We start from the raw sequence: 20027 nt of genomic DNA, 5'->3' as shown, positions 1-20027 counted from the left end.
TTATCAGATTGGTACGGTTGGAACGGAGGGTTTACTGGGCCAGCTTGATCGGTGTGGTCTGAGCGGCAGGCTCAATAACTTTCAAGTCCATCTGAACTTGCGCAGGGTCATCACGCAGAAGATCACCGTCTGCGGTTGAGAACATAATGGTATCTGCGCGGTCGAGTTCAGGGATGGTGCGGGTTACTTTGGGCGTGACTTTCATTGTGTTCTCGTCACGGGTATTCAGCATGCTGCAATTTAGCGTCAGCGTAACAGCGCCTTTCTTACCCGTTTCGCGCACGGCTTTGATTACTTCTGCCAGTGCTTCTGTCAGTTCAGCATCCAGAGTGCCTTTGTTGATGTAAGCGAGTTGCTGGCTAAACGGTGTGACGTTTTTTGCGTCGGACATAATTCTCTCCATCTATAAACATGGATCGCCTTTCTGGGTAAGCAGCCTGTACATCCAGCTACGCCGCCAGATATTGGCGATGGTTTTAGGGTTGCGAACAGCCTGCACACCACGCGGGACGCGCATCAGGTCGCCGTACTGAAAATTAACGTTACGGAAGGTCATATAAGTCACCGAGGAATTGGGTATCCGGCAGGAGTTGAACCCGCGCTGGGGAGGGAAGCCCAGCCGACACCGGAAGCGGACACATTGAATAAAAAGGGCGGTTACCCATCAGAACATTATCTTCTTCCTCCTTTGGAATGGTGAAAGACTGGCTAACCGCCAAATATTAAATTTACTCATCAACTTCAACCAACTGGCTGACACCTGAAGGAGTATCTTTAACCCGATAGCAGTTAGTGATGCTGGTTTGTTCACTTGATGCCGATTCACATTCACGCAGACTTCCGAAGACACCGATAACAGCCTCCTGGTAGTCACCATTCGCCATGACAATGGTCAGGACTAATGCGTACAGAGTTCCCATTATTGAAATCCTCTTTCGCTGGCCTGCTGATTCTGGTAGGTAATTTCCATCTCATTCTCCTGTTTGCCTGTCTTTTCACCACATCAGGCTCGGTGGTATCTTGGTAGTTCTCACACAGCCAAGAAGGTAAATAAGATGTCAGTAATTAATGATGATTATTTCCAGTTACTTCTGATTAAAATTGCAGAATTACATGGCGTTGCAATGCAGGGGGTTATCAATCCTGAATATTACAAAGTCCAAAACAGAACCGTTCTTATATTCAGTCTTGAAGTTATTCTCGAAGAGCATCGTAAAAAATACGGACATTTAACCAACCCGCTGAAGGGAAAGTCGGCGCTTCACCATATGTTGCTCAGAAAATATAAATGGCCCCTTTCCGAAATTAGGTCTTTAAGCCTTCAGGATTCTCTTTTCCTTCTCCAGGAAGAGTTGGCATTAGAATCACTACCTGAATCAGCTCAGAAGGTTATTCAGATGTTCAGTGCGCACAGAGCTAAAGATTGTTTTGATGTGGTTCGTGAAGATGAGTGGGACCCTGAGTTTTACTTAGAAGTTCCAGCGCCGAGGAACTGGTAAGTTCATCTATTCGTAAATCAACATCGTCCAGCGCTTGCTTGAGCATCTCACGTTCAATGAGCGCTGCATCAAGTAATCTGGACGCTGTAGTTTTCTGTCTCATCCAGGCATAAATCTCTTCGGTGCTGTAGCCTTCAGCTACAATCTTTGGTTCATTCTTCTGCATGATTGTCTCCGGATAATCGTTATTTACTGCTGGTGGATTCAGCCCAACCCCCTCATACAGAAGGGGCTGGAATAAATCACATCAATTCTTTTAAAGCTGCTTACGCGTTAACCGGGCGCTAACCGGTTACTCAGTGATGCCTTTCGCCTCCTTTCCCTCACTACGCCGCCGTGGGAACCCGACCAGATTAACGCCGTCGTCACGCTGCCTTAAAAGGCATCCAAAGTGCGGTCTGTCCGCCTTACTGCTTCATTGGAATCACTCCTCTAAGTTGAATCAGCGCCAACTCACTGTCAGTGTTGCCCGTTCTCACGCCGTTCTCGCTCTCGCGCGGGGATACTCTCTCACCGACCGGATCGCGCCCGGTGATACAGCACGTTTCTCGTGTAAGGGTCTAAACAGGTCATTGACACTGTAAATCTGCAGATTGTTAAAGAGCGTTACGGCATGGTTTCTGCCGTTCAACGAAGAGCCGGTTGGGTGGTGATTGGTTTCGGTCTGTTCGCTGTTGATGAGTGAAAATCTAAATTAATTTAGTTTTTTGGTCAAGGTGGAAATCAAAATAAATTTAGATTTCCATGAGGGAGGTATGTTAGATGGGAACTAGGAGCGCATTTTGCGGCGGTGTTCGATGACGACACCAATGATTAAAATCTTCTCATTAAGAGAGTTTAAGGGAGCAAAATCAGGATTCAGTGGTATTAGTTCAAACACATCTTCGCCGTTTTCGTTGACACCCCTGGAACGATATTTTTTGAACGTTGCGTGCTCACTACCGTTCTTAGCTATAACAAAATCACCAGGTGAAGGGCACAACTCAGGATCGACGATCAGAGTATCCCCTTCTTTAAATTCTGGTTCCATGGATTTACCGCGAACCTTGAGAGCAAATGTCCCTAAAGAATGATGCCCTGTCGTTATTACGTAATCCACTGCACCTTCCAAATTGCTGGCATCACTTTCAGATGTCCATGTTCCAGCCTGAACCCAACTGATGACAGGAACTTGCATACCACCAACAGATGAGGGCGTTACATTTGATTTTTGTTCTTTGCCTGACAAAAGGAAATCTTCGGATACTCCAAAGTATCGAGCTAATTTAGTTAGTGATACGCCGCCTGGCGAATTTTGGTCTTTTTCCCAATAGCCCACAGTCACATCACTAACTCCAACTATTTTTCCAAGTTGCTTTTGAGTCAGTTTTCTATCCTTCCGTAGTGCCTGAAGCCGTGATCCAAAAGTGTTCACAGATGATCCCCTAAAAAATGAACCTAAATTATTTTAGTTTTTATTGACCAAAGAAGGTTTAGATAATAGTATCTAAAAAAATTTAGGAGGCAGCATGACTACAACCGAACTTGAAACCTATTTTGGTTCTCCAATTGAGGCTGCAAAATTTTTCGGCCTCTCCCCAGAAGCGTTTTATCAATGGCGGAAACGTCCAGGGAGTTTGATTCCAAAAGGTCGGGCAGCAGAAGCGGCTTACAGGACTAACGGAGAACTAGTTTACCGCCCTGAGCTTTACCAAAAGTCTACCCATTCGGCTGCATAACCGTAACTACCAAAGGAAATTCAATATGGTAGAGCACAGTCTCAAAGAAGTTGTGAAAGCGATGTGCAAGGCATATCCGGGAGGGCGTGAGGCGATGGCTGGAGCCCTTGGTATGACGGTAACGCAGTTCAATAACAACCTGTATGAGAAAAACGGGTGCAGGTTCTTTGAAGTCGCTGAACTTGAGGCGATGGAAGACATTTCCGGCACCGCCGAGTTGGCCGATTACTTTGCTAAGAGACGCGGTGCATTGCTGGTGGATGTCCCCAGGTTCGAGGACCTTGATCGTGTCGAACTCTTCAACAAGGCCATGAACACCGCCGCCATGCGTGGACATGTCGACATAGTCATCAACCTAGCTCTGGAAGATGGGGTTATTGATGAATCTGAAGCGGATGAAATCAGGCACTACCACAGGAAGCACCTTGCAGCCAGAGAGGAAGAAGTGAAATCCATCCTTGCCGTCTTTGGGCGACAAAAACCAAAGCGATAGTAATTCCTTACAGGCTCACCACGTAAGCAGGAGGGCCAATGTTTCAGGACGAAAACATCTACGTGACCATGCCCACGGTTTTTTCTCGTGAGGACGCCACGTGGATTAAAGAGCAGTTATCAACACTCCCGGCAGGCATGCGGGAAAAAATCGCGATGGCGTACGGGCAGGCATACCAGGAAGCGTTCGACGCTGAACCGGTTTCTTTCCGGCAGCAGAACGCAGCACGACGGAATGCAAACCGCCGATTGCGAGAGTTTTGCACGAGGTATACCCCGGCAGTCAGGGGCTATACGTCGCTCCCACCCAGGGTATGAATTTTTGAAATCGGGTTGGGGGAAAGGGGGCGGTGTTGGGTTTTAGCCCGAAGGGCTGGAACAGCTTTACCAGAAGAGATCGATCTAACAGACAGATCACTGTATGGGGTTAAAACGTCGCTTGGAAATCTGGACGTTTAGCCATCCAAAAGGAGCAAAGATGATTTATTCAGACGCAAACGAAAAATGGGCCCCGGTGCCGGTTGAGCCTTATTCCAGTGCTTACGAAGTCAGTAATCTGGGACGGGTTCGCAGCATCCCACGCCTTGCTAACTCTGAATACTTTATTCGCCATATCCACGGCGGTTTTCTGAAAGGTCGGGCGCGCAAAGACGGAACCAAAACCGTTGTGTTGTCTGTTCAGCGTCAGCGCACGAAGTTTGTGATCGATGACCTGGTTGCTATGGCTTTTGGGGAGGTGTCTGCCAATGCTTAACATCCAGCCGCGTGAGAAACAGATCGTCGCACTCAACATGTTGCGTAGTGCATGGAAAAAGAATAATTCGTTCATGCTCTATGCCCCGGTTGGTTTTGGTAAGACGGCTATTGCAGCGCTGATCACTGATGGTTTCGTCAGTCGTGAAATGCGCGTAATGTTTGTGGCCCCATACACCGTCCTGCTGGACCAGACAGCATCCCGTTTCATTGAGTACGGTCTTCCTGCCGAAGAGATCAGTTATGTATGGCGCGATCACCCGTCATACAACCCGACTGCACTCATCCAGATAGCAAGCGCTGATACGCTCATCCGCCGTGAATTCCCGGATAACATTGACCTGCTGATCGTTGATGAAGCCCACCTGAAGCGGAAAAAACTTCTGGAGGTTATCGACAACCTCACCCGCAACACTTCAACGAAGGTGATCGGTCTTTCCGGTACCCCGTTCGCTAAGTTCCTGGGCAACTACTATGAGCGCCTGATCAAACCGACAACTATGAAAGAGCTGATCTCCATTGGCGCTCTGAGTAAATATGAATTTTACGCACCTTCTCATCCTGATCTGACAGGCGTTGAAACTTCCTACGTTGCAGGCTACGGCAGTGACTACAAAGAAGGCCAACTCAGTAAGGTGATGAGTGAGGCAAAACTTGTCGGCGATATCGTGAAAAACTGGCTGGAGAACGGGCAGGACCGACCGACGATCTGTTTCTGTGTAGACGTAGCCCACGCAAACTATGTCACGGTGGAGTTTGCAAGTGCCGGGGTGACAGTCGAAGTCATGACGGCCAGCACACCGCACGACGTGCGCCAGTTAGCGATCCGCCGCTTTGAGCAGGGCATTACCAAAATCATTATCAACGTCGGCGTATTAGTTGCCGGGTTCGACAGTGATGTTCGCTGCATCATCTTTGCCCGCCCGACTAAAAGCGAAATCAGATGGATTCAGACGCTGGGGCGTGGGTTGCGCGCCGCCCCTGGCAAAGATCACTGCCTTATCTTCGATCACAGCGGCACAGTGAATAAGCTGGGCTATCCAGATGATATTGAATACGACTATCTCCCCTCATCATCTGACGGTATGGAAGAGGCCCCTCAGCGTGTAGTTAAAACTGACGAACCTGAGAAACTGCCGAAAGAATGCAGCCAGTGTCACTACGTAAAACCAGCCGGTATTTATGTCTGTCCGAAATGCGGATTTAAACCACTGGCTGGTGAGGATGTTGAAACAGACAAATCACGCGGGCTGACAAAGGTCAGTAAAGCCGAAGTCAAATACACGCCGGAACAGAAGCAATCCTGGTGGTCTCAGATTCTTTTCTATCAGCGCACCCGTGCAGCGCAGGGACGACCTGTTAGCGACGGCTGGTGCGCGCATACCTATCGACAAAAATTCGGTGTCTGGCCGCGTGGTCTTCATCACACGCCCAAAGAGATCACACCCGAAGTCAGCAATTACATCAAATCCAAACAGATCGCATTTGCGAAAAGCAAAGAGAAGCAAGGGGAAGCCGCATGAATACCAAACAAGCAGCCATAGGGCGCTGGTCTGAAATTTTCGAGCATTACGGCCTGCCAGGTATTACGGGGAAAAACCATTTTAAAGGTGAATGTCCTTTGTGCGGTCGTAAGGGGAAGTTTCGCTGTGACAACAAGGACGGAACCGGGTCATACATCTGTGTTTGTGGTTCAGGTGATGGCTGGGCGTTATTGACTGCCAGTACGGGTAAGGCGTTTAAGGTACTTGCCTCGGAAGTGGACCAGATCATAGGTAATGAATTCACCCAGGACAGAACCAGAGTTAACCCGGTGCGCACATCGCTGGCGCAACAGCGTGAACGCGTCAGCCGTAAGTTTGCAAAACTAACACCGCTTCGCGGTACCAGTGCAGACGGTTACCTGAAGGGGAGAGGGATAAACTCATTACCCGCAGACAGCGTCAGATACTGCGACAAACAGCCAGCAGACGGTAAAAACCTCCAGGCTATTTATGCACTGGCAACAGATGACCGTGGAGAGCTGTGTTACCTGCATCGCACCTTGCTGGACGGGGATAAGAAGGCCCATACAGGTGGATCATCCAAGAAGATGATGAAATTGCAGGAGGACAGCTATTTAGAATTTGCGAAATCAGTAGCGATCAGGATGTTTCCAACGTCTTCAACGCTTGGCATTGCTGAAGGTATCGAAACCGCGCTGGCCTGTCATCAGATCACTAAATGCCATACCTGGGCAACGATGAACACCGCGTTCATGAAGAAATTCCGCGTCCCTGCCGGGGTAAAGAACCTCATTATTTTTGCCGACTCTGACGCAAATGCAGCGGGGCATGCCGCCGCATTTGAATGTGCTGCTGCAAACCTGCATGCGAAGAACGATCTGGAGACTGTATCGGTCCGCTGGCCCGCCCAGGGTGATTTCAACGATCTGCTTCTTAATGGCTCTGAAGTATTCGAATGGGTGTTCCACAAGGGGATGAAACAGTGAAGAAACCGTCCAGGCCAAAAGTTAAAGAATACAAGCCGAAGAAGTGCGCCCAGTGCGGTGAGACCTTCACACCGGATCGTAACCTTCAGAAGGTATGTGGTCCGCGCTGTGCAATTGACTATAACCGCGCACTGAAGGCTAAAAAGGCTGAAACAGAGAGAAAAGTCAGCCTTAAGATTCGCAAGAAGGCGCTCCAGCCACGCGGTTACTTTCTCAGTAAAGCCCAGACGGCTTTTAACGCTTTCATCCGTGAACGCGACGAGGGGAAGCCCTGCCCATCCTGCGGCACATATCACCCTCCGATGATTTTCGGCGGTCAGTGGGATTGCGGGCATTTCCTGAGTGTTGGAGCACGCCCGGAACTCAGATTTGAAGAAAAGAACGCCTATCGCCAGTGCAAGGCCTGTAACGGTGGTGCTGGTCGGTTTACCGCTAAGAACAAAACGGTGCATGAACGCTACAGAGCGACTCTCATCGAGTGGTTTGGTCCTGGGCTGGTGGACTGGCTGGAAGGCCCACATGAGGCGAAGCACTACTCACGAGAAGAGCTTGAAGAGATTGCGGCTAAGTACCGCCGTAAAACCCGCGAACTGAAAAAGCAGAGGGCAGCATGATTTCATTACCCTTTACTACCGAAGATGAACGCACAATTTGCTCATACATCAGGATCACACATGAAGGCTATCGAGGCCCTGTATTTATCAATATTCACCGGCTGGAAGAACTTCACATGATGGCGAGCCGAATGATTGTATTAGCTGCATTGTGCAAAGCGAGCAAATCCGGAGGGGAAGCATGAAATATGACCTCATCTACTGTGATCCACCTTGGGAATACGGGAACAGAATCAGTAACGGTGCGGCCTGTAATCATTACAGCACAATGCGCATGGAGGAACTTAAACGCCTTCCGATCTGGTCATTGGCGTCTGAAAACGCTGTTCTGGCGATGTGGTACACAGGGACGCATAACCGCGAGGCCGTAGAACTGGCTGAGTCCTGGGGATTCCGGGTCAGAACGATGAAGGGCTTTACGTGGGTAAAACTGAACCAGAACGCTGCTGATCGCTTCAATAAGGCGTTAAGCACAGGTGAGCTGGTGGACTTTAACGATCTGCTTGAAATGCTGGACCGAGAAACCCGCATGAACGGTGGCAACCATACCCGCAGCAATACCGAGGATGTGCTGATTGCTACCAGGGGAACGGGCTTACAACGCGCCAGCGCAGCAGTAAAACAGGTTGTGCATACCTGCCTTGGCGAACATAGCGCAAAGCCGTGGGAAGTCAGGAACCGACTGGAACAATTATACGGCGATGTGAAAAGAATCGAAATATTCGCTCGGGAAGAGTGGAAAGGATGGGACCGATGGGGAAACGAATGCAACAACAGCATTGAAATGATTACGGGACAGATAAAAGGGGTGAACCATGCAGCGTGATATTCAACTTGTTCTTGAACGTTGGGGAACCTGGGCAACGAGTGAAGGAACTCAGGTCAACTGGTCACCGATTGCCGCAGGCTTTAAAGGTTTGCTGGTAAATACCGGAAAGTCTCGTGATTCATGCAGCGACAATGACGGGCTGATCGTTGATACGGCTGTTGGAATGCTAAGACGTGCCGGGAGAGAAGACGAGTTAGACCTGGTGATGTTGCACTACATGTACAACGTATCGAAATCGACAATCGCCCGTTGGCAAAAATGCTCTGAGGGAAAAATACGTAACAAGTTGATGATTGCAGAAACGTTTATTGATGCCTGCATCATCATGACTGGAACGCGATTAGAAATGGACGACTGGACCCATAAGTGTGAAACAGGAAAAGTTGCATAAAGGGCTATTCGTTACGAATTTTATCAATTAATGTGTTAAGAATGGTCACTTAGACACGAACTTAAGGTTTCTGTTTACGTGACCTTTCTCATAGATTGCCCCTTTTCTCCCTGCTAGTAATGGTATTCCACACAGCAAGGAGAAGGTATGAGTAAATGTGGCAGTTGCGCTAAACCTTTACGACGTTCTTTGAAAGTGATGCGCGAGGGAGTCTCCCTCAAGTCATGCCCTGAATGTTCAGGAAGGGCTGGGTATCATGTGTTTTATCGTTTAGAAGACTTTGGTGACCGGGAAATGGAGGACGGAAGAATAATCCCCCAATCCTGGTGCCCAGCGTGCAGAGCCGATGTTCCTTCATCGATCTCACCATTTATTGTCTGTAAATAATTAAGCACAACAAATTTATAAGGCTCACTTCGGTGGGCCTTTTTTCTTTCCCCTCGTTCTGAGAGGACTCACAGCAATAAGAGGGGGCTAAATGTCCGATCCTGTTTCTGGCACTACGGTAGCGGCTGGTGGGCTGATGGGGGCCAGCATGTTCGGGCTGGCAACCGGCATTGATTACGGCGTAGTGTTTGGTGCCTTTGCTGGTGCAGTATTCTACGTTGCGACGGCGGTGAATATCAGCCGCTTTAAGCTGGTGGGTTACTTCATCACTTCTTTCATCTTTGGCGTTATCGGCGCACCTCTGTTGGGCTCGTACTTCTCAAAATGGACTGGTTACAACGACAGACCGCTTGATGCACTTGGCGCGGTAATTGTTGCAGCAATTGCTATTAAGTTGCTGACATTCGTCAACAGCCAGGATTTGGGTAGCCTGTTTGGCATTCTCTCTCGTTTGCGCGGAGGAGGGACCAGCAATGGTAACAAGTGATCCTTCAGCGATGATCAATGCGTTAATCTGCGCGGTCATCGTTCTTGTTCTGATGTTCTACCAACGTGACGGGGCGAGACATCGCCCAATGATATCTATGCTGGCCTACTTCGTTGTACTGATATACGCCAGCATCCCGTTCCGGTATCTGTTTGGTCTCTATCAGGAGTCTCACTGGATGGTGGTCATCGTCAATCTGATAATCTGTGCCATCGTGCTTCGCGCACGGGGTAACCTAGCACGCTTAATTAACATTCTTCAGAAATAAAAAAAGGGAAGCGCGACATCTCCGCTTCCCTGAAAATTCGAGGCTTTGTGTTGTTTTAATGAGGTGGAGTGTCGACTTTAGTCAAACTCTGTTTCGCGGGTATTACATCACATCCTTTGATTTGAGTTTTGTCCTGCCTCAATTTAGGATTAATCACATGAAACAATCACAATTTCAGCAGGCGGCTGGTATAAGCGCCGGATTAGCTGCGCGCTGGTTTCCGCACATCGATGCAGCAATGAAAGAGTTTGGCATCACAGCAATTAATGATCAGGCCATGTTCATTGCACAAGTCGGGCATGAATCTGCTGGTTTTACCTCTCTGGTAGAGAGCTTCAACTACTCGGTAAACGGGCTGAAGAAAACATTTAGTAAGCGCCTGACTCCGTATCAGTGCGAAATGCTGGGGCGCGTTGATGGTAAGCAGGTCGCTCACCAGCCGCAAATCGCCAATCTGGTTTACGGTGACCGCATGGGTAATAACAGCCCGGGTGATGGCTGGAAATATCGCGGTCGCGGCCTGCTGCAAATCACTGGACGTGAGAACTACACCAAATGTGGTTCGGCGCTGAAGCTTGACCTTGTCAGTACCCCAGAACTTTTGACGCAAGAGCGACATTCGGCCCGTTCGGCGGCGTGGTATTTCACGTTACGCGGTTGTCTCCTGCATTCGGGGGATGTGGAACGCGTCACGCAAATTATCAACGGCGGGCAGAACGGCATTAAAGACCGTCGTGAACGTTACGCCAAAGCTAAAGCTGCACTGGTGTGAGGTCATATGGGGCTTGAAATGATTATTGGCCTGGTTGTTGTTGTCCTGGCAGCAATTGCAGGTGCTTTTGGTCTGGGTAAATCACGCGGTACTAACATCGCTGAGACAAAAGCGAACCAGCAACACACTGAAGAACGCGCAGCAGCTACTGAAGCCGTTGCAGAACGCCGGGTAGAGACAACGAAAGGAGCAAAGGATGTTCAGCAGACTGTTAATCATCTTCCTGATGACGATGTTGACCGTGAGTTGCGTGAGAGATTTACCCGCAAAACCTGAAGTAACGGACACGGCCTGTGACTGGGTAAGCATCATCTACCTCACAGAGCACGATATTGCCGTGCTCGATAAGCAGACGAAGCGGGACATTCTGGCGCACAATAAATCAGTGCAGGCTAACTGCGGGAAGGAGCCAGGTCGTGAACGTAGAGAACCTAAGTAACGCGCATTACATCTATAACGAGATGAAAGAGCTACAGCGACAGAAAAGCATTCTGGAGAGTGGTGAAGGGCTTGGGGTAACAATCCAATCTGCTTATCAGGATAATGTCTTTCTGGACGCTATACGCCCGCATGCTGTAGCTGAGCTTGACCGCCGTATAGAGGAGAAAAAAGCTGTGCTGGTTAGTTTGGGCATCTCCTTCTCTTAATGTGAGGGGCATTACAGCAGGCATTCGCTGAGTGCCTGTGACAAAGCTAAATGGTATCAAGCATGCGATGATGATTGGTTAATAATTGAGCTATGCATGGTATAATAAGCCCCATTCATTGAAAGGTTAACCACCATGTCATTTTTCGATTATGCAATGCAGCGTGTTGGGCTTGTAGCCAATATGACTGTCATGTGCCCGATATGCGGACATAAATCCACACACTCGACCACGAAAGTACGCCAGCAACAGGCGTTACTTTGCCCTAAATGTAAATCTCTGTTTGTCATTCACAGGTAATGGGTCGCGATACAAATAACCCCAGGCCTCGCAATAGCGGGGCTTTTTAACAAATGAGGAATGAGCATGACAGTAGTTCTTACAGCTAAGCAGATTGAAGACTTGGCTGTCTTCGCGAAAGAAGACGGTGCGCCTCAATACACCATCACCACTGGAACAATTCCGGAGTTTGAAGCGGATAATGGCGAGATTATTCCTTTATACACTGGGCTGATCGCGTATTCCGATTCACTTGAGCATGGTGTGTTGCAACTCGACGACTGAGTGACCATTACAAAGCTCACCTGCTGGTGGGTTTGATAATGGTTAATGGCCTTGTTATTTATCAGGTAAACCCCATGTACATTTTGTTACCTGTTATCCCGACAGGATTATAAAATGGAGTTGATATGTTAGAAGGTTACACGACTAAAACAACAGAAGACCGCGAAAGAATTTTGGCTGTACAGGCCGCGTTAGAGATAGCCAAAGCATCGGTAGGTTCTGTCGGAGCCAGCACACAATCAAGAGTAGCGGCTGACCTAAAAGCTGTTGCCAATGAAATCAGCGGATTGGCCGATGCTATACAAGCAGCTCTAGCCAAAAAGTAATCCGTAATTGCCTCTGTGTTAATCAACCCGCTTCGGCGGGTTTTTTTATGCGATCTGGGCTGATATCACATGAACAAAGAACCACGCATATACGGCAGCAAATGGGACCGTGAGCGTCTTATATTCCTTCGCGCTCATCCCTTATGCGTCATGTGTCACGAGCAAGGCAGGGTGACAGCGTCAACGGTGGTTGACCACATCATCCCGCACAAGCTGAAAGAGGCTCTGCGCTCTGGTGACAGCCAGGCAATAGCGAAGGCGCAGAAGCTTTTCTGGAGCCGTAAGAACTGGCAAGGGCTGTGTAAGCAGCACCATGACTCCACGAAGCAGAGGATGGAGAAACGTGGCACCGTCATCGGTTGTGATGAGCACGGCGTGCCGCTTGATCCTAACTCGCACTGGTTCAAATGATATCAATTCTCACCTGAGGGGGAGGGCGGGTCAAAAGTCCAGAAGGCTGACTCTAAATGACCGCCGCCCATCCTTTTTGTACACAACCGCGAAATGAAAAGTTTTTTTCCGGGAGGTTCCGATGGCAGGACGACGCCCGAAACCGTCCCACCTGAAAGTGGTGACCGGCAATCCGGGCAAGCGAAAACTTAACGATAAAGAACCCCAGCCCGCGAGAGAAATACCCAGCCCTCCGGCCCACCTTACCGACTGGGGAAAAGTCGCCTGGGGAAAACTCACTGTGCTGCTTGACGGTATGGGCGTGCTCACCGTGGCTGACGTGCTGGCGCTGGAGCGCCTTTGCGATATTTACGCTGACATACTCCAGTTGCGCCTTACGATCGCTGACGAGGGGAGGACGTATACCGTTCAGACTGAAGGCGGTTTTTTAATTAAGGCTAACCCGGCGGTTGCAATGCTGGCCGACGCGGATCGCCGCTTTAAAAGTTACCTGGTTGAATTCGGTCTTACCCCAGCTGCCAGAACGAAGGTGAAAGTTGATGGTGGAGAAAAAGAAGAAGACCCGCTCAACCAGTTCTTCGGTTGACCCCGCCACACGATACGCGATGGATGTGGCATCCGGCAGGGAAATTGCCGGACCCGATATACGCAATTCCTGCAAGCGTCACCTTAAAGATCTGGATTCTTGCCATGCGCGGGGCCTGCACTGGGACGCGTCGGCGGCACAGCGTGCTATCGACTTTTTTGCAAAAGTGCTGAAGCTCAATGGTGGTGAGCATGAAGGCCAGCCCTTTAATTTATTGCCGTGGCAATGCTTCATCGTTGGTTCGATATTTGGCTGGAAAAACTCAGACGACTATCGCAGATATCGCATGGCTTATGTCGAATCCGGGAAAGGTTCGGGGAAGTCGCCGTTGGCAGCGGGTATAGCCCTTTACTGTCTGGTCGCCGACAAAGAGCCACGCGCCGAAGTGTATGCCGCAGCAACGAAAAAGGACCAGGCTATGATCCTGTTTCGTGATGCAGTGGCGATGGTGGATCAGTCACCGGCGCTGGCGCAGCGAATCCACAAATCAGGCGGAGCCGGGAAAGAGTGGAACCTTGCATTCCTGCAAACTGGCTCATTCTTCAGGCCTATCAGTTCTGATGACGGTCAGTCAGGTCCGCGCCCGCACTGTGCGCTGATTGACGAAATTCACGAGCACAAAAACAACCAGGTGGTTGAAATGATGCGCGCCGGGACGAAAGGCCGGCGGCAGGCGCTGATTTTCATGATCACCAACAGTGGCCACGATAAAACCAGCGTCTGTTATGACTACCACGAGTACGGGCGCAAGGTCGCTGAAGGGTCTATTGAGGATGACAGCTTTTTCTCATTCATCTGCTCACTTGATGAAGGGGAAGATCCTTTTAAGGATGAATCCTGCTGGAAGAAGGCAAATCCGTCGCTGGGGCACACCTTTACCGAGCGCTATCTGCGTGAGCAGGTCACACAGGCCCGTGGCATGCCATCTAAAGAGAGCATTGTCCGGCGCCTGAATTTCTGCCAGTGGGTTGACGCTGATAACCCCTGGATGAGCAGCGATGTCTGGATGGGGTGCGAAGAGGATTTTGACCTTCAGGAACTGCTGGGGGAGGAATGCTACGGTGGACTGGACCTCTCCGGTAGTCGTGACCTTACCGCGCTGGCACTGTTCTTTCCGAGAAAGCGGAAACTGCTGGTAGAGTTCTGGACACCAAAAGACACGCTGGCGGATCGCGCTAAAACAGACCGGGTGCCGTATGACGCCTGGGAGCGGGACGGACATATCCACACCACACCAGGTAAAGCGGTTAAGTATGGATTTGTTGCTGAACGAATAGCCGACCTTTCCCAGATGTTTTTTATAAAAGCTATCGCCTTTGACCAGTACCGCATCAAATATCTTGAACCAGAGCTGGAGGAAGCCGCTGTTTCTGTGCCGCTGATCCCTCACGGCCAGGGCTACTACAAAGCGCAGGAGTCAGGGTTGTGGATGCCACACTCTATCGAGCTTTTCGAACAACGTCTGGATGACGGCGAAATCATCATTAAAACAAATCCCTGTCTTCGCTGGAACGCGGCTTCTGCTGTAACTGAAGCTGATCAGAAAGAAAACCGCATATTTGCCAAGAAGAAAAGTACCGGCCGTATTGATGGTGTGGTTGCTTCCGCTATGGCAATAGGCGCATCCGAAGGTGATGTCACTGACGATGGTGATTTAGAGGGCTTTTTTGACGATCCAATCATAGTGGGTATCTGATGGCTAAGAACAAGCAACCAGGGCGCGTAAAAAGCGCCCTTCTAAACTGGCTGGGCGTACCCATCAGTCTCACAACTGGTGAGTTCTGGCGGGAATGGTTTGGAACCAGCAGTAGTGGAAAAGTCGTTACCGCAGATAAGGTTATCCGGCTGTCTGCTGTGTGGGCATGCGTCAGACTTCTGAGTGAATCAGTTTCTACATTACCGCTGAAAATATATGAGCGGCAGCCGGATGGCTCACGTAAGTTAGCGCAGAATAATACGGCCTACCAGGTGCTGTGTCGACGACCTAACCCGGAAATGACCCCGTCGCGATTTATGCTGATGATCGTTGCCAGTATCTGTTTGCGTGGTAATGCCTTTGTCGAAAAACGTTTTATTGGCAGCAAGCTGGTATCCCTGATTCCGTTGTTGCCGCAGAACATGGTTGTGAAGCGTCTGGACACAGGGCAGTTGCAATACACGTACACAGAGAATGGTACCCAGCGGAATATCCCCCTGAACAGCATTATGCACATTCGTGGTTTTGGTCTCGATGGTGTGTGCGGCATGATGCCAACAATGGCGGGGGTTGATGTGTTCGGTGCTGCGATGTCAGTGGACGAGGCTGCTGCAAAAATCTTCGAAAACGGTCTACAGAGTACAGGGTTTCTGTCTTCAAAAACAGCGCTCTCTAAAGAACAGCGTGCCAGGCTTCGTGAGAACCTTCAGGCGTTCATCGGTTCGAAGAACGCCGGAAAGCTTATGGTGCTTGAAAACGAGCTGACCTATCAGAATGTCACGATGAACCCGGAGGCTGCACAGCTTCTTGAAAGTCGATCATTCAGTATTGAGGAAATCTGCCGCTGGTTCCGTGTCCCGCCTTTTATGGTTGGACACGTCACTAAGCAAAGCAGTTGGGCTTCAAGTCTGGAAGGGATGAATCTGCTGTTCCTGACGCATACTCTACGACCGCTGCTGATAAATATTGAGCAGGAGATTTCACGCTGTTTACTGAACGGCGATGAAGATCTCTTTGCCGAGTTTTCTGTTGAAGGTCTGTTGCGTGCTGACAGCGCCGGTCGTGCTGCATACTATACCAGCGCCCTGCAGAATGGCTGGATGTCGCGTAATGATGTTCGCCGTCTCGAAAACCTTCCACCAATTGAAGGCGGAGATATCTATACGGTTCAGCTTAACCTTACCCAACTGAAAAACCTTGAAAATGCCAACCCACAAGTTCAGGCACTGGCGCTGAGAGAACTGCATAACCATGTTTTCCCGGATATTCCTTTCGAACAGACACCGCTAAAACAGGCTGCTTAGGAGCCATTTCCCATGACAAAAAAACAACTTCCGGTTGCTCCGGCGGGTCGCCTTTGCGCGAGTGTAACCAGCGAGCCAATGCCAGCAGCGCTTGAGCGCTGGAATGGTGGCATTCGTGCGGCATCGAGCGATGACAACACCATCTCAATTTTTGATGTGATCGGGAAAGATTACTGGGATGAAGGCGTGACGGCAAAACGCATTTCTGGCGCACTTCGTTCGCTGAATGGCGCTGATGTGACTGTCAACATCAACTCTCCCGGCGGCGACATGTTCGAAGGTCTGGCGATTTACAACCTGCTGCGAGAGTACCAGGGGAAAGTCACAGTGAAGGTTCTGGGCATTGCCGCCAGTGCTGCCTCGATCATTGCTATGGCCGGGGATGATATTCAGATCGGTCGTGGTGCTTTTCTGATGATTCACAACTGCTGGGTGATTGCTGTAGGTAATCGTCATGACTTTGCCGAACTGGCTGTCTCGCTTGAACCTTTCGATAAAGCAATGGCAGATATCTACGCTGCCCGCTCCGGCCTTGAAATGGCTACGGTACAGAAACTGATGGATGCAGAAAGTTACATCGGTGGTAGCGATGCCGTTGAAAAGGGACTTGCTGACAGCCTTCTTTCTGCCGATGCCGTCAGTGACGGTGATGAATCACCCGCAGCAGCGCTGAGAAAACTGGATGCGTTGCTGGCAAAAACAAACACTCCGCGCTCTGAGCGGCGGAAACTGATTAAAGCCCTCTCCGGTGGCATGCCTGGCGCTGTTACCAATCCTGACGGTACGCCGTGCGCTGCCGACGACATTAAACCTGAAACCATCAATTCACTTGAAAACGCACTGGCTGCGTTAGTCAAATAAGGACCATTTATGTCTGAAGTAAATGAAATTCTGAAAAAAGTTACCGCCAGCATCGAAGAGGCAACCAGCAAATTTAATGCAAAGGCGGAAGACGCGCTGAAAGAAGCGCAAAAGTCCGGTCAGCTTTCAGAAGAAACGAAAGCGGCTGTCGACAAAATGGCGTCTGAGTTTAATGCTCTTCGCGAAGCAGAAAAGACGCTGAAAGCAGCCGTTGGTGACCTTGAACAACATGTCGCGCAGATGCCGCTGGCAAATGCAAAACAGGTTGTCGAGACTGTTGGCCAGCAGGTTATTTCTGCTGAAGCGCTGAAAACTTTTGCTGCCAGCATTGATGGCGGTAAGCGTATTAGTATTCCGGTTAAGGCGGCTCTTACTTCTGCCGATGTAGCAGAAGGAGTGGTTGAACCGCAGCGTTTGCCGGGTATCGATACGGCTCCGAAACAGCGTCTCTTTATCCGTGATCTGATTGCGCCAGGCCGTACTTCCTCTCCGGCCATTTTCTGGGTACAGCAAACGGGTTTTACCAATAACGCAGCCGTGGTACCGGAAAACACGCAGAAGCCGTACAGTGATATTGAGTTCACACCTAAAATCACTGGCGTCAGTACTGTCGCCCACCTGTTCAAAGCATCCAAGCAGATCCTGGATGATTTCGCGCAACTTCAGTCAACCATCGATGCCGAAATGCGCTACGGGCTGAAGTACGCTGAAGAGCAGGAAATCCTCTTTGGTGACGGAACCGGCGTTCACCTTCATGGCATCGTTCCTCAGGCGTCTGCGTTTAACCCGGCGTTCACTGTTGCTCAGCAGAGTGGGATTGACGATCTGCGACTGGCAATGTTGCAGGCTCAACTGGCGCGCTTCCCGGCATCCGGTCACGTTCTGCACTTCATTGACTGGGCGAAGATTGAACTGACTAAAGACAGTCTGGGGCGCTATATCCTGGCGAACCCGGCGGCACTGACGGGTCCGACTCTTTGGGGGCTTCCGATTGTTGCCACCGAAGCTGCTGCCTTCCAGGGTAAATTCCTGACAGGTGCCTTCAACGCTGGCGCGCAGATCTTCGACCGTGAAGATGCGAACGTGGTCATCTCCACAGAGAACGCCGACGACTTCGAGAAAAACATGATCACAATCCGCTGTGAAGAACGTCTGGCGCTGGCCGTCAAACGTCCTGAAGCGTTCGTGTATGGTTCATTTACCGTACCGGCTCCGGGTGGAGAATAATACCTTATGCGGCCTTCGGGCCGCTTTTTATAGGTGGCATTATGAAGTTAATAGCACTTAAGCCGATATATTTTGGCGGTATCGTTATTGTTGAAGGTCAACAATTAAAAACGCTCGAGCAGCATGGGCGCGAGTTAATTGCTAAAGGTTATGCGCGACTGGCGGATGATGGCAATTCTCCACCGCCGGAACCGACTGACGCTAAAGCTGATAAAAAGGCGAAAAAGTAATGATCGATCTTGATGTGGTAAAACAGCACTGCCGCATTGATACCGACTTTACCGGCGATGATGCTCTGCTGAATTTATACACCGGCGCGGCGGCGCGGTATGTCCAGACATGGACACGGCGAACGCTCTATGAAAATGAAAATAGCCCTGGCTACGCAGAAGATGAAGATTCAATTCTGCCTGGTGATGATGTGAAAGCGGCCATGCTGCTCCTTATCGGTCACTGGTACGCAAACCGGGAAGCGGTGAACATCGGAAACATTACGACAGAAATTCCTTTCGCCGTTGAGGCATTGTTGCAGCCTTACCGTATCTATGGCTTGTAGGAGGGTTTATGCAAGCTGGAAGATTGCGAGACCTGGTTACCATTCAGAACGCCACGACTATCAGAGCGCCATCAGGTCAGCCAGTAGAAACCTGGCATGATGGCAAAACCACATGGGCTGAAGTGAAGGGAATAAGCGGGCGTGAACTGGTTGCAGCTGGTGCCGAGAGCGCGCAGGCAACTATTCGTGTATGGATTCGTTTCAGGCGCGACATTACCGCAGCATCACGCCTGAAGGTTAATACAGGTCCATTTAAAGGCGCGATTTTGAATATCATCGGGCCTCCCATTCCTGATGCAAAAGGGGTGCAGATGGAGATACTGTGCAAACAGGGGGCAGAAAAGTGATCGATATTAATCTTGATTTTTCCGGGCTTGAAGATATTTCCCGCGATCTGGAATTGTTGAGCAGGGCAGAAAACAACAAAGTATTGCGAGATGCCACACGGGCTGGCGCTGAAGTGTTGAAGGATGAAGTGATTTCCCGCGCCCCTGAGCGAACTGGGAAGCTGAAGAAAAACGTGGTTGTGCTTACTCAGCGGTCCCGAAACAGAGGGGATATTTCTTCTGGCGTTCATATTCGTGGAAGAAATATGCGAACCGGCAACAGCGATAACTCGATGAAGGCCAGCGACAGACGCAATGCGTTCTACTGGCGATTTGTCGAGATGGGAACGATTAACACGCCGCCCCATCCTTTTGTTCGTCCTGCTTTTGACACGCGGGAAGAACTTGCTGCCCAGGTTGCCATGAAGCGAATGAACAAGGCCATTGATGAGGTGTTAAGAAAATGACGGAAGATGATATTTATCCGTTTCTGGCACCCCTTGCGAGCGGGAATGTATATCCCTATGTTGCACCTCTTGGTGATGATGGTCAGCCATCAATATCTCCTCCGTGGGTTATTTTTTCAATTATCTCTGATGTTTCAGCTGATGTACTTTGCGGGCAGGCCGAATCAGGAATTTCTGTTCAGGTTGATGTGTATGCACTGACGATCAGTGAAGCACGTGAAATCCGCGATATGGCATTACATGCAGTTAAGCCTCTTAATCCAACCAATGTTACAAAAACACCTGGCTATGAACCGGATAAACGCTACTACCGGTCCTCGCTTGAGTTTCAGATCACTGTCTGACGATACCCCCA

At 49.9% G+C, this 20027-nt stretch carries 33 protein-coding genes; 30 read left to right on the top strand and 3 right to left on the bottom strand.

Going from position 1 to position 20027, the window contains the following annotated elements:
* Positions 1-31: 31 nt before the first annotated feature.
* Both HVZ37_RS15415 and HVZ37_RS15410 read right to left on the bottom strand, forming a co-directional pair.
* A complete protein-coding gene (locus tag HVZ37_RS15415; RefSeq protein ID WP_125338919.1) occupies positions 32-391 on the bottom strand; it encodes a hypothetical protein in 360 nt (119 codons plus the stop codon).
* 337 nt (positions 392-728) lie between these two features.
* Entirely contained in the window at positions 729-920 is a 192-nt protein-coding gene (locus tag HVZ37_RS15410) for a DUF1482 family protein (RefSeq protein ID WP_125338917.1), read from the bottom strand.
* Positions 921-1055: 135 nt separating this feature from the next.
* Here HVZ37_RS15410 and HVZ37_RS15405 point away from each other — a divergent pair, with 135 nt between their 5' ends.
* Positions 1056-1499: a hypothetical protein gene (locus HVZ37_RS15405; protein WP_181627693.1), complete on the top strand. Its 444-nt coding sequence runs from the start codon at positions 1056-1058 to the stop codon at positions 1497-1499.
* 769 nt (positions 1500-2268) lie between these two features.
* Here the strand turns inward: HVZ37_RS15405 and HVZ37_RS15400 are convergent.
* Positions 2269-2913 (bottom strand): S24 family peptidase, encoded by a 645-nt coding sequence (locus HVZ37_RS15400; protein ID WP_181627692.1) that lies wholly within the window; start codon positions 2911-2913, stop codon positions 2269-2271.
* 94 nt (positions 2914-3007) lie between these two features.
* On the opposite strand from HVZ37_RS15400, the gene HVZ37_RS15395 reads away from it, so the two are divergent.
* From HVZ37_RS15395 to HVZ37_RS15265, 29 genes are all read left to right on the top strand, one after another.
* Positions 3008-3217 carry a Cro/CI family transcriptional regulator gene (locus HVZ37_RS15395; protein WP_181627691.1) on the top strand — a complete coding sequence of 70 codons (210 nt, stop codon included), beginning with the start codon at positions 3008-3010 and terminating at the stop codon, positions 3215-3217.
* A gap of 25 nt (positions 3218-3242) precedes the next feature.
* Complete coding sequence (locus tag HVZ37_RS15390) at positions 3243-3710, top strand: YmfL family putative regulatory protein (RefSeq protein WP_181627690.1); 468 nt, start codon at positions 3243-3245, stop codon at positions 3708-3710.
* A gap of 38 nt (positions 3711-3748) precedes the next feature.
* Positions 3749-4027, top strand: coding sequence for a hypothetical protein (locus HVZ37_RS15385; RefSeq protein WP_181627689.1), 279 nt, complete (start codon positions 3749-3751; stop codon positions 4025-4027).
* Positions 4028-4187: 160 nt separating this feature from the next.
* Positions 4188-4463, top strand: a complete 276-nt coding sequence (locus HVZ37_RS15380) for an NUMOD4 domain-containing protein (protein ID WP_125338901.1) — start codon at positions 4188-4190, stop codon at positions 4461-4463.
* Positions 4456-5985 carry a DEAD/DEAH box helicase gene (locus tag HVZ37_RS15375; RefSeq protein ID WP_181627688.1) on the top strand — a complete coding sequence of 510 codons (1530 nt, stop codon included), beginning with the start codon at positions 4456-4458 and terminating at the stop codon, positions 5983-5985. Before HVZ37_RS15380 ends, HVZ37_RS15375 begins: the two co-directional genes overlap by 8 nt.
* Positions 5982-6953, top strand: a complete 972-nt coding sequence (locus tag HVZ37_RS15370) for a toprim domain-containing protein (protein WP_125368511.1) — start codon at positions 5982-5984, stop codon at positions 6951-6953. Before HVZ37_RS15375 ends, HVZ37_RS15370 begins: the two co-directional genes overlap by 4 nt.
* Complete coding sequence (locus HVZ37_RS15365) at positions 6923-7567, top strand: recombination protein NinG (RefSeq protein WP_181627687.1); 645 nt, start codon at positions 6923-6925, stop codon at positions 7565-7567. The genes HVZ37_RS15370 and HVZ37_RS15365 overlap by 31 nt, the downstream gene beginning before the upstream one ends.
* Before the next feature lie 181 nt (positions 7568-7748).
* The gene (locus HVZ37_RS15360) at positions 7749-8393 is read left to right on the top strand and encodes an MT-A70 family methyltransferase (RefSeq protein ID WP_181627686.1); all 645 of its coding nucleotides are present in this window, start codon (positions 7749-7751) and stop codon (positions 8391-8393) included.
* Positions 8383-8787: an antiterminator Q family protein gene (locus tag HVZ37_RS15355; protein ID WP_181627685.1), complete on the top strand. Its 405-nt coding sequence runs from the start codon at positions 8383-8385 to the stop codon at positions 8785-8787. Before HVZ37_RS15360 ends, HVZ37_RS15355 begins: the two co-directional genes overlap by 11 nt.
* Positions 8788-9265: 478 nt before the next feature.
* On the top strand, positions 9266-9661 hold the full coding sequence (locus tag HVZ37_RS15350) for a phage holin family protein (RefSeq protein ID WP_086512929.1): 396 nt from the start codon (positions 9266-9268) through the stop codon (positions 9659-9661).
* Positions 9648-9929 carry a phage holin family protein gene (locus tag HVZ37_RS15345; protein ID WP_181627684.1) on the top strand — a complete coding sequence of 94 codons (282 nt, stop codon included), beginning with the start codon at positions 9648-9650 and terminating at the stop codon, positions 9927-9929. Before HVZ37_RS15350 ends, HVZ37_RS15345 begins: the two co-directional genes overlap by 14 nt.
* 157 nt (positions 9930-10086) lie before the next feature.
* On the top strand, positions 10087-10701 hold the full coding sequence (locus HVZ37_RS15340) for a glycoside hydrolase family 19 protein (RefSeq protein ID WP_181627683.1): 615 nt from the start codon (positions 10087-10089) through the stop codon (positions 10699-10701).
* 6 nt (positions 10702-10707) lie between these two features.
* The gene (locus HVZ37_RS15335; RefSeq protein ID WP_181627682.1) at positions 10708-10977 is read left to right on the top strand and encodes a hypothetical protein; all 270 of its coding nucleotides are present in this window, start codon (positions 10708-10710) and stop codon (positions 10975-10977) included.
* The gene (locus HVZ37_RS23160; RefSeq protein WP_249418367.1) at positions 10934-11140 is read left to right on the top strand and encodes a hypothetical protein; all 207 of its coding nucleotides are present in this window, start codon (positions 10934-10936) and stop codon (positions 11138-11140) included. Before HVZ37_RS15335 ends, HVZ37_RS23160 begins: the two co-directional genes overlap by 44 nt.
* The gene (locus HVZ37_RS15330; RefSeq protein WP_181627681.1) at positions 11118-11348 is read left to right on the top strand and encodes a hypothetical protein; all 231 of its coding nucleotides are present in this window, start codon (positions 11118-11120) and stop codon (positions 11346-11348) included. Before HVZ37_RS23160 ends, HVZ37_RS15330 begins: the two co-directional genes overlap by 23 nt.
* A gap of 135 nt (positions 11349-11483) precedes the next feature.
* Positions 11484-11648: a YnfU family zinc-binding protein gene (locus HVZ37_RS23005; RefSeq protein WP_220132971.1), complete on the top strand. Its 165-nt coding sequence runs from the start codon at positions 11484-11486 to the stop codon at positions 11646-11648.
* Positions 11649-11714: 66 nt separating this feature from the next.
* Positions 11715-11912 (top strand): hypothetical protein, encoded by a 198-nt coding sequence (locus HVZ37_RS15325; RefSeq protein WP_181627680.1) that lies wholly within the window; start codon positions 11715-11717, stop codon positions 11910-11912.
* A 125-nt stretch (positions 11913-12037) separates the two neighbouring features.
* Positions 12038-12238: a hypothetical protein gene (locus tag HVZ37_RS15320; RefSeq protein WP_181627679.1), complete on the top strand. Its 201-nt coding sequence runs from the start codon at positions 12038-12040 to the stop codon at positions 12236-12238.
* Positions 12239-12307: 69 nt separating this feature from the next.
* Positions 12308-12649 (top strand): HNH endonuclease signature motif containing protein, encoded by a 342-nt coding sequence (locus HVZ37_RS15315; protein ID WP_181627678.1) that lies wholly within the window; start codon positions 12308-12310, stop codon positions 12647-12649.
* 121 nt (positions 12650-12770) lie between these two features.
* Positions 12771-13235, top strand: coding sequence for a phage terminase small subunit P27 family (locus HVZ37_RS15310; RefSeq protein WP_125340033.1), 465 nt, complete (start codon positions 12771-12773; stop codon positions 13233-13235).
* A complete protein-coding gene (locus tag HVZ37_RS15305; RefSeq protein ID WP_181627677.1) occupies positions 13189-14931 on the top strand; it encodes a terminase TerL endonuclease subunit in 1743 nt (580 codons plus the stop codon). The genes HVZ37_RS15310 and HVZ37_RS15305 overlap by 47 nt, the downstream gene beginning before the upstream one ends.
* Positions 14931-16235 carry a phage portal protein gene (locus HVZ37_RS15300; protein ID WP_181627676.1) on the top strand — a complete coding sequence of 435 codons (1305 nt, stop codon included), beginning with the start codon at positions 14931-14933 and terminating at the stop codon, positions 16233-16235. The genes HVZ37_RS15305 and HVZ37_RS15300 overlap by 1 nt, the downstream gene beginning before the upstream one ends.
* A 12-nt stretch (positions 16236-16247) precedes the next feature.
* Positions 16248-17096 (top strand): head maturation protease, ClpP-related, encoded by an 849-nt coding sequence (locus tag HVZ37_RS15295; protein WP_181627675.1) that lies wholly within the window; start codon positions 16248-16250, stop codon positions 17094-17096.
* 9 nt (positions 17097-17105) lie between these two features.
* Positions 17106-18323: a phage major capsid protein gene (locus HVZ37_RS15290; protein WP_181627674.1), complete on the top strand. Its 1218-nt coding sequence runs from the start codon at positions 17106-17108 to the stop codon at positions 18321-18323.
* Positions 18324-18364: 41 nt separating this feature from the next.
* Positions 18365-18553, top strand: coding sequence for a hypothetical protein (locus HVZ37_RS15285; protein ID WP_181627673.1), 189 nt, complete (start codon positions 18365-18367; stop codon positions 18551-18553).
* Positions 18553-18879, top strand: a complete 327-nt coding sequence (locus tag HVZ37_RS15280) for a head-tail connector protein (protein ID WP_181627672.1) — start codon at positions 18553-18555, stop codon at positions 18877-18879. The genes HVZ37_RS15285 and HVZ37_RS15280 overlap by 1 nt, the downstream gene beginning before the upstream one ends.
* Before the next feature lie 8 nt (positions 18880-18887).
* Positions 18888-19226 carry a phage head closure protein gene (locus HVZ37_RS15275; RefSeq protein ID WP_044268370.1) on the top strand — a complete coding sequence of 113 codons (339 nt, stop codon included), beginning with the start codon at positions 18888-18890 and terminating at the stop codon, positions 19224-19226.
* Positions 19223-19672 carry an HK97-gp10 family putative phage morphogenesis protein gene (locus HVZ37_RS15270; protein ID WP_181627671.1) on the top strand — a complete coding sequence of 150 codons (450 nt, stop codon included), beginning with the start codon at positions 19223-19225 and terminating at the stop codon, positions 19670-19672. Before HVZ37_RS15275 ends, HVZ37_RS15270 begins: the two co-directional genes overlap by 4 nt.
* Positions 19669-20016, top strand: coding sequence for a DUF3168 domain-containing protein (locus tag HVZ37_RS15265; protein WP_044268364.1), 348 nt, complete (start codon positions 19669-19671; stop codon positions 20014-20016). Before HVZ37_RS15270 ends, HVZ37_RS15265 begins: the two co-directional genes overlap by 4 nt.
* Positions 20017-20027: the final 11 nt, after the last annotated feature.

This window comes from Citrobacter sp. RHB35-C17, from assembly GCF_013816795.1.
GTDB classification, from domain to species: domain Bacteria; phylum Pseudomonadota; class Gammaproteobacteria; order Enterobacterales; family Enterobacteriaceae; genus Citrobacter_A; species Citrobacter_A amalonaticus.
Note: the sequence above shows the minus strand (reverse complement) of the source record. Positions and strands in the feature narration are given on the sequence as shown.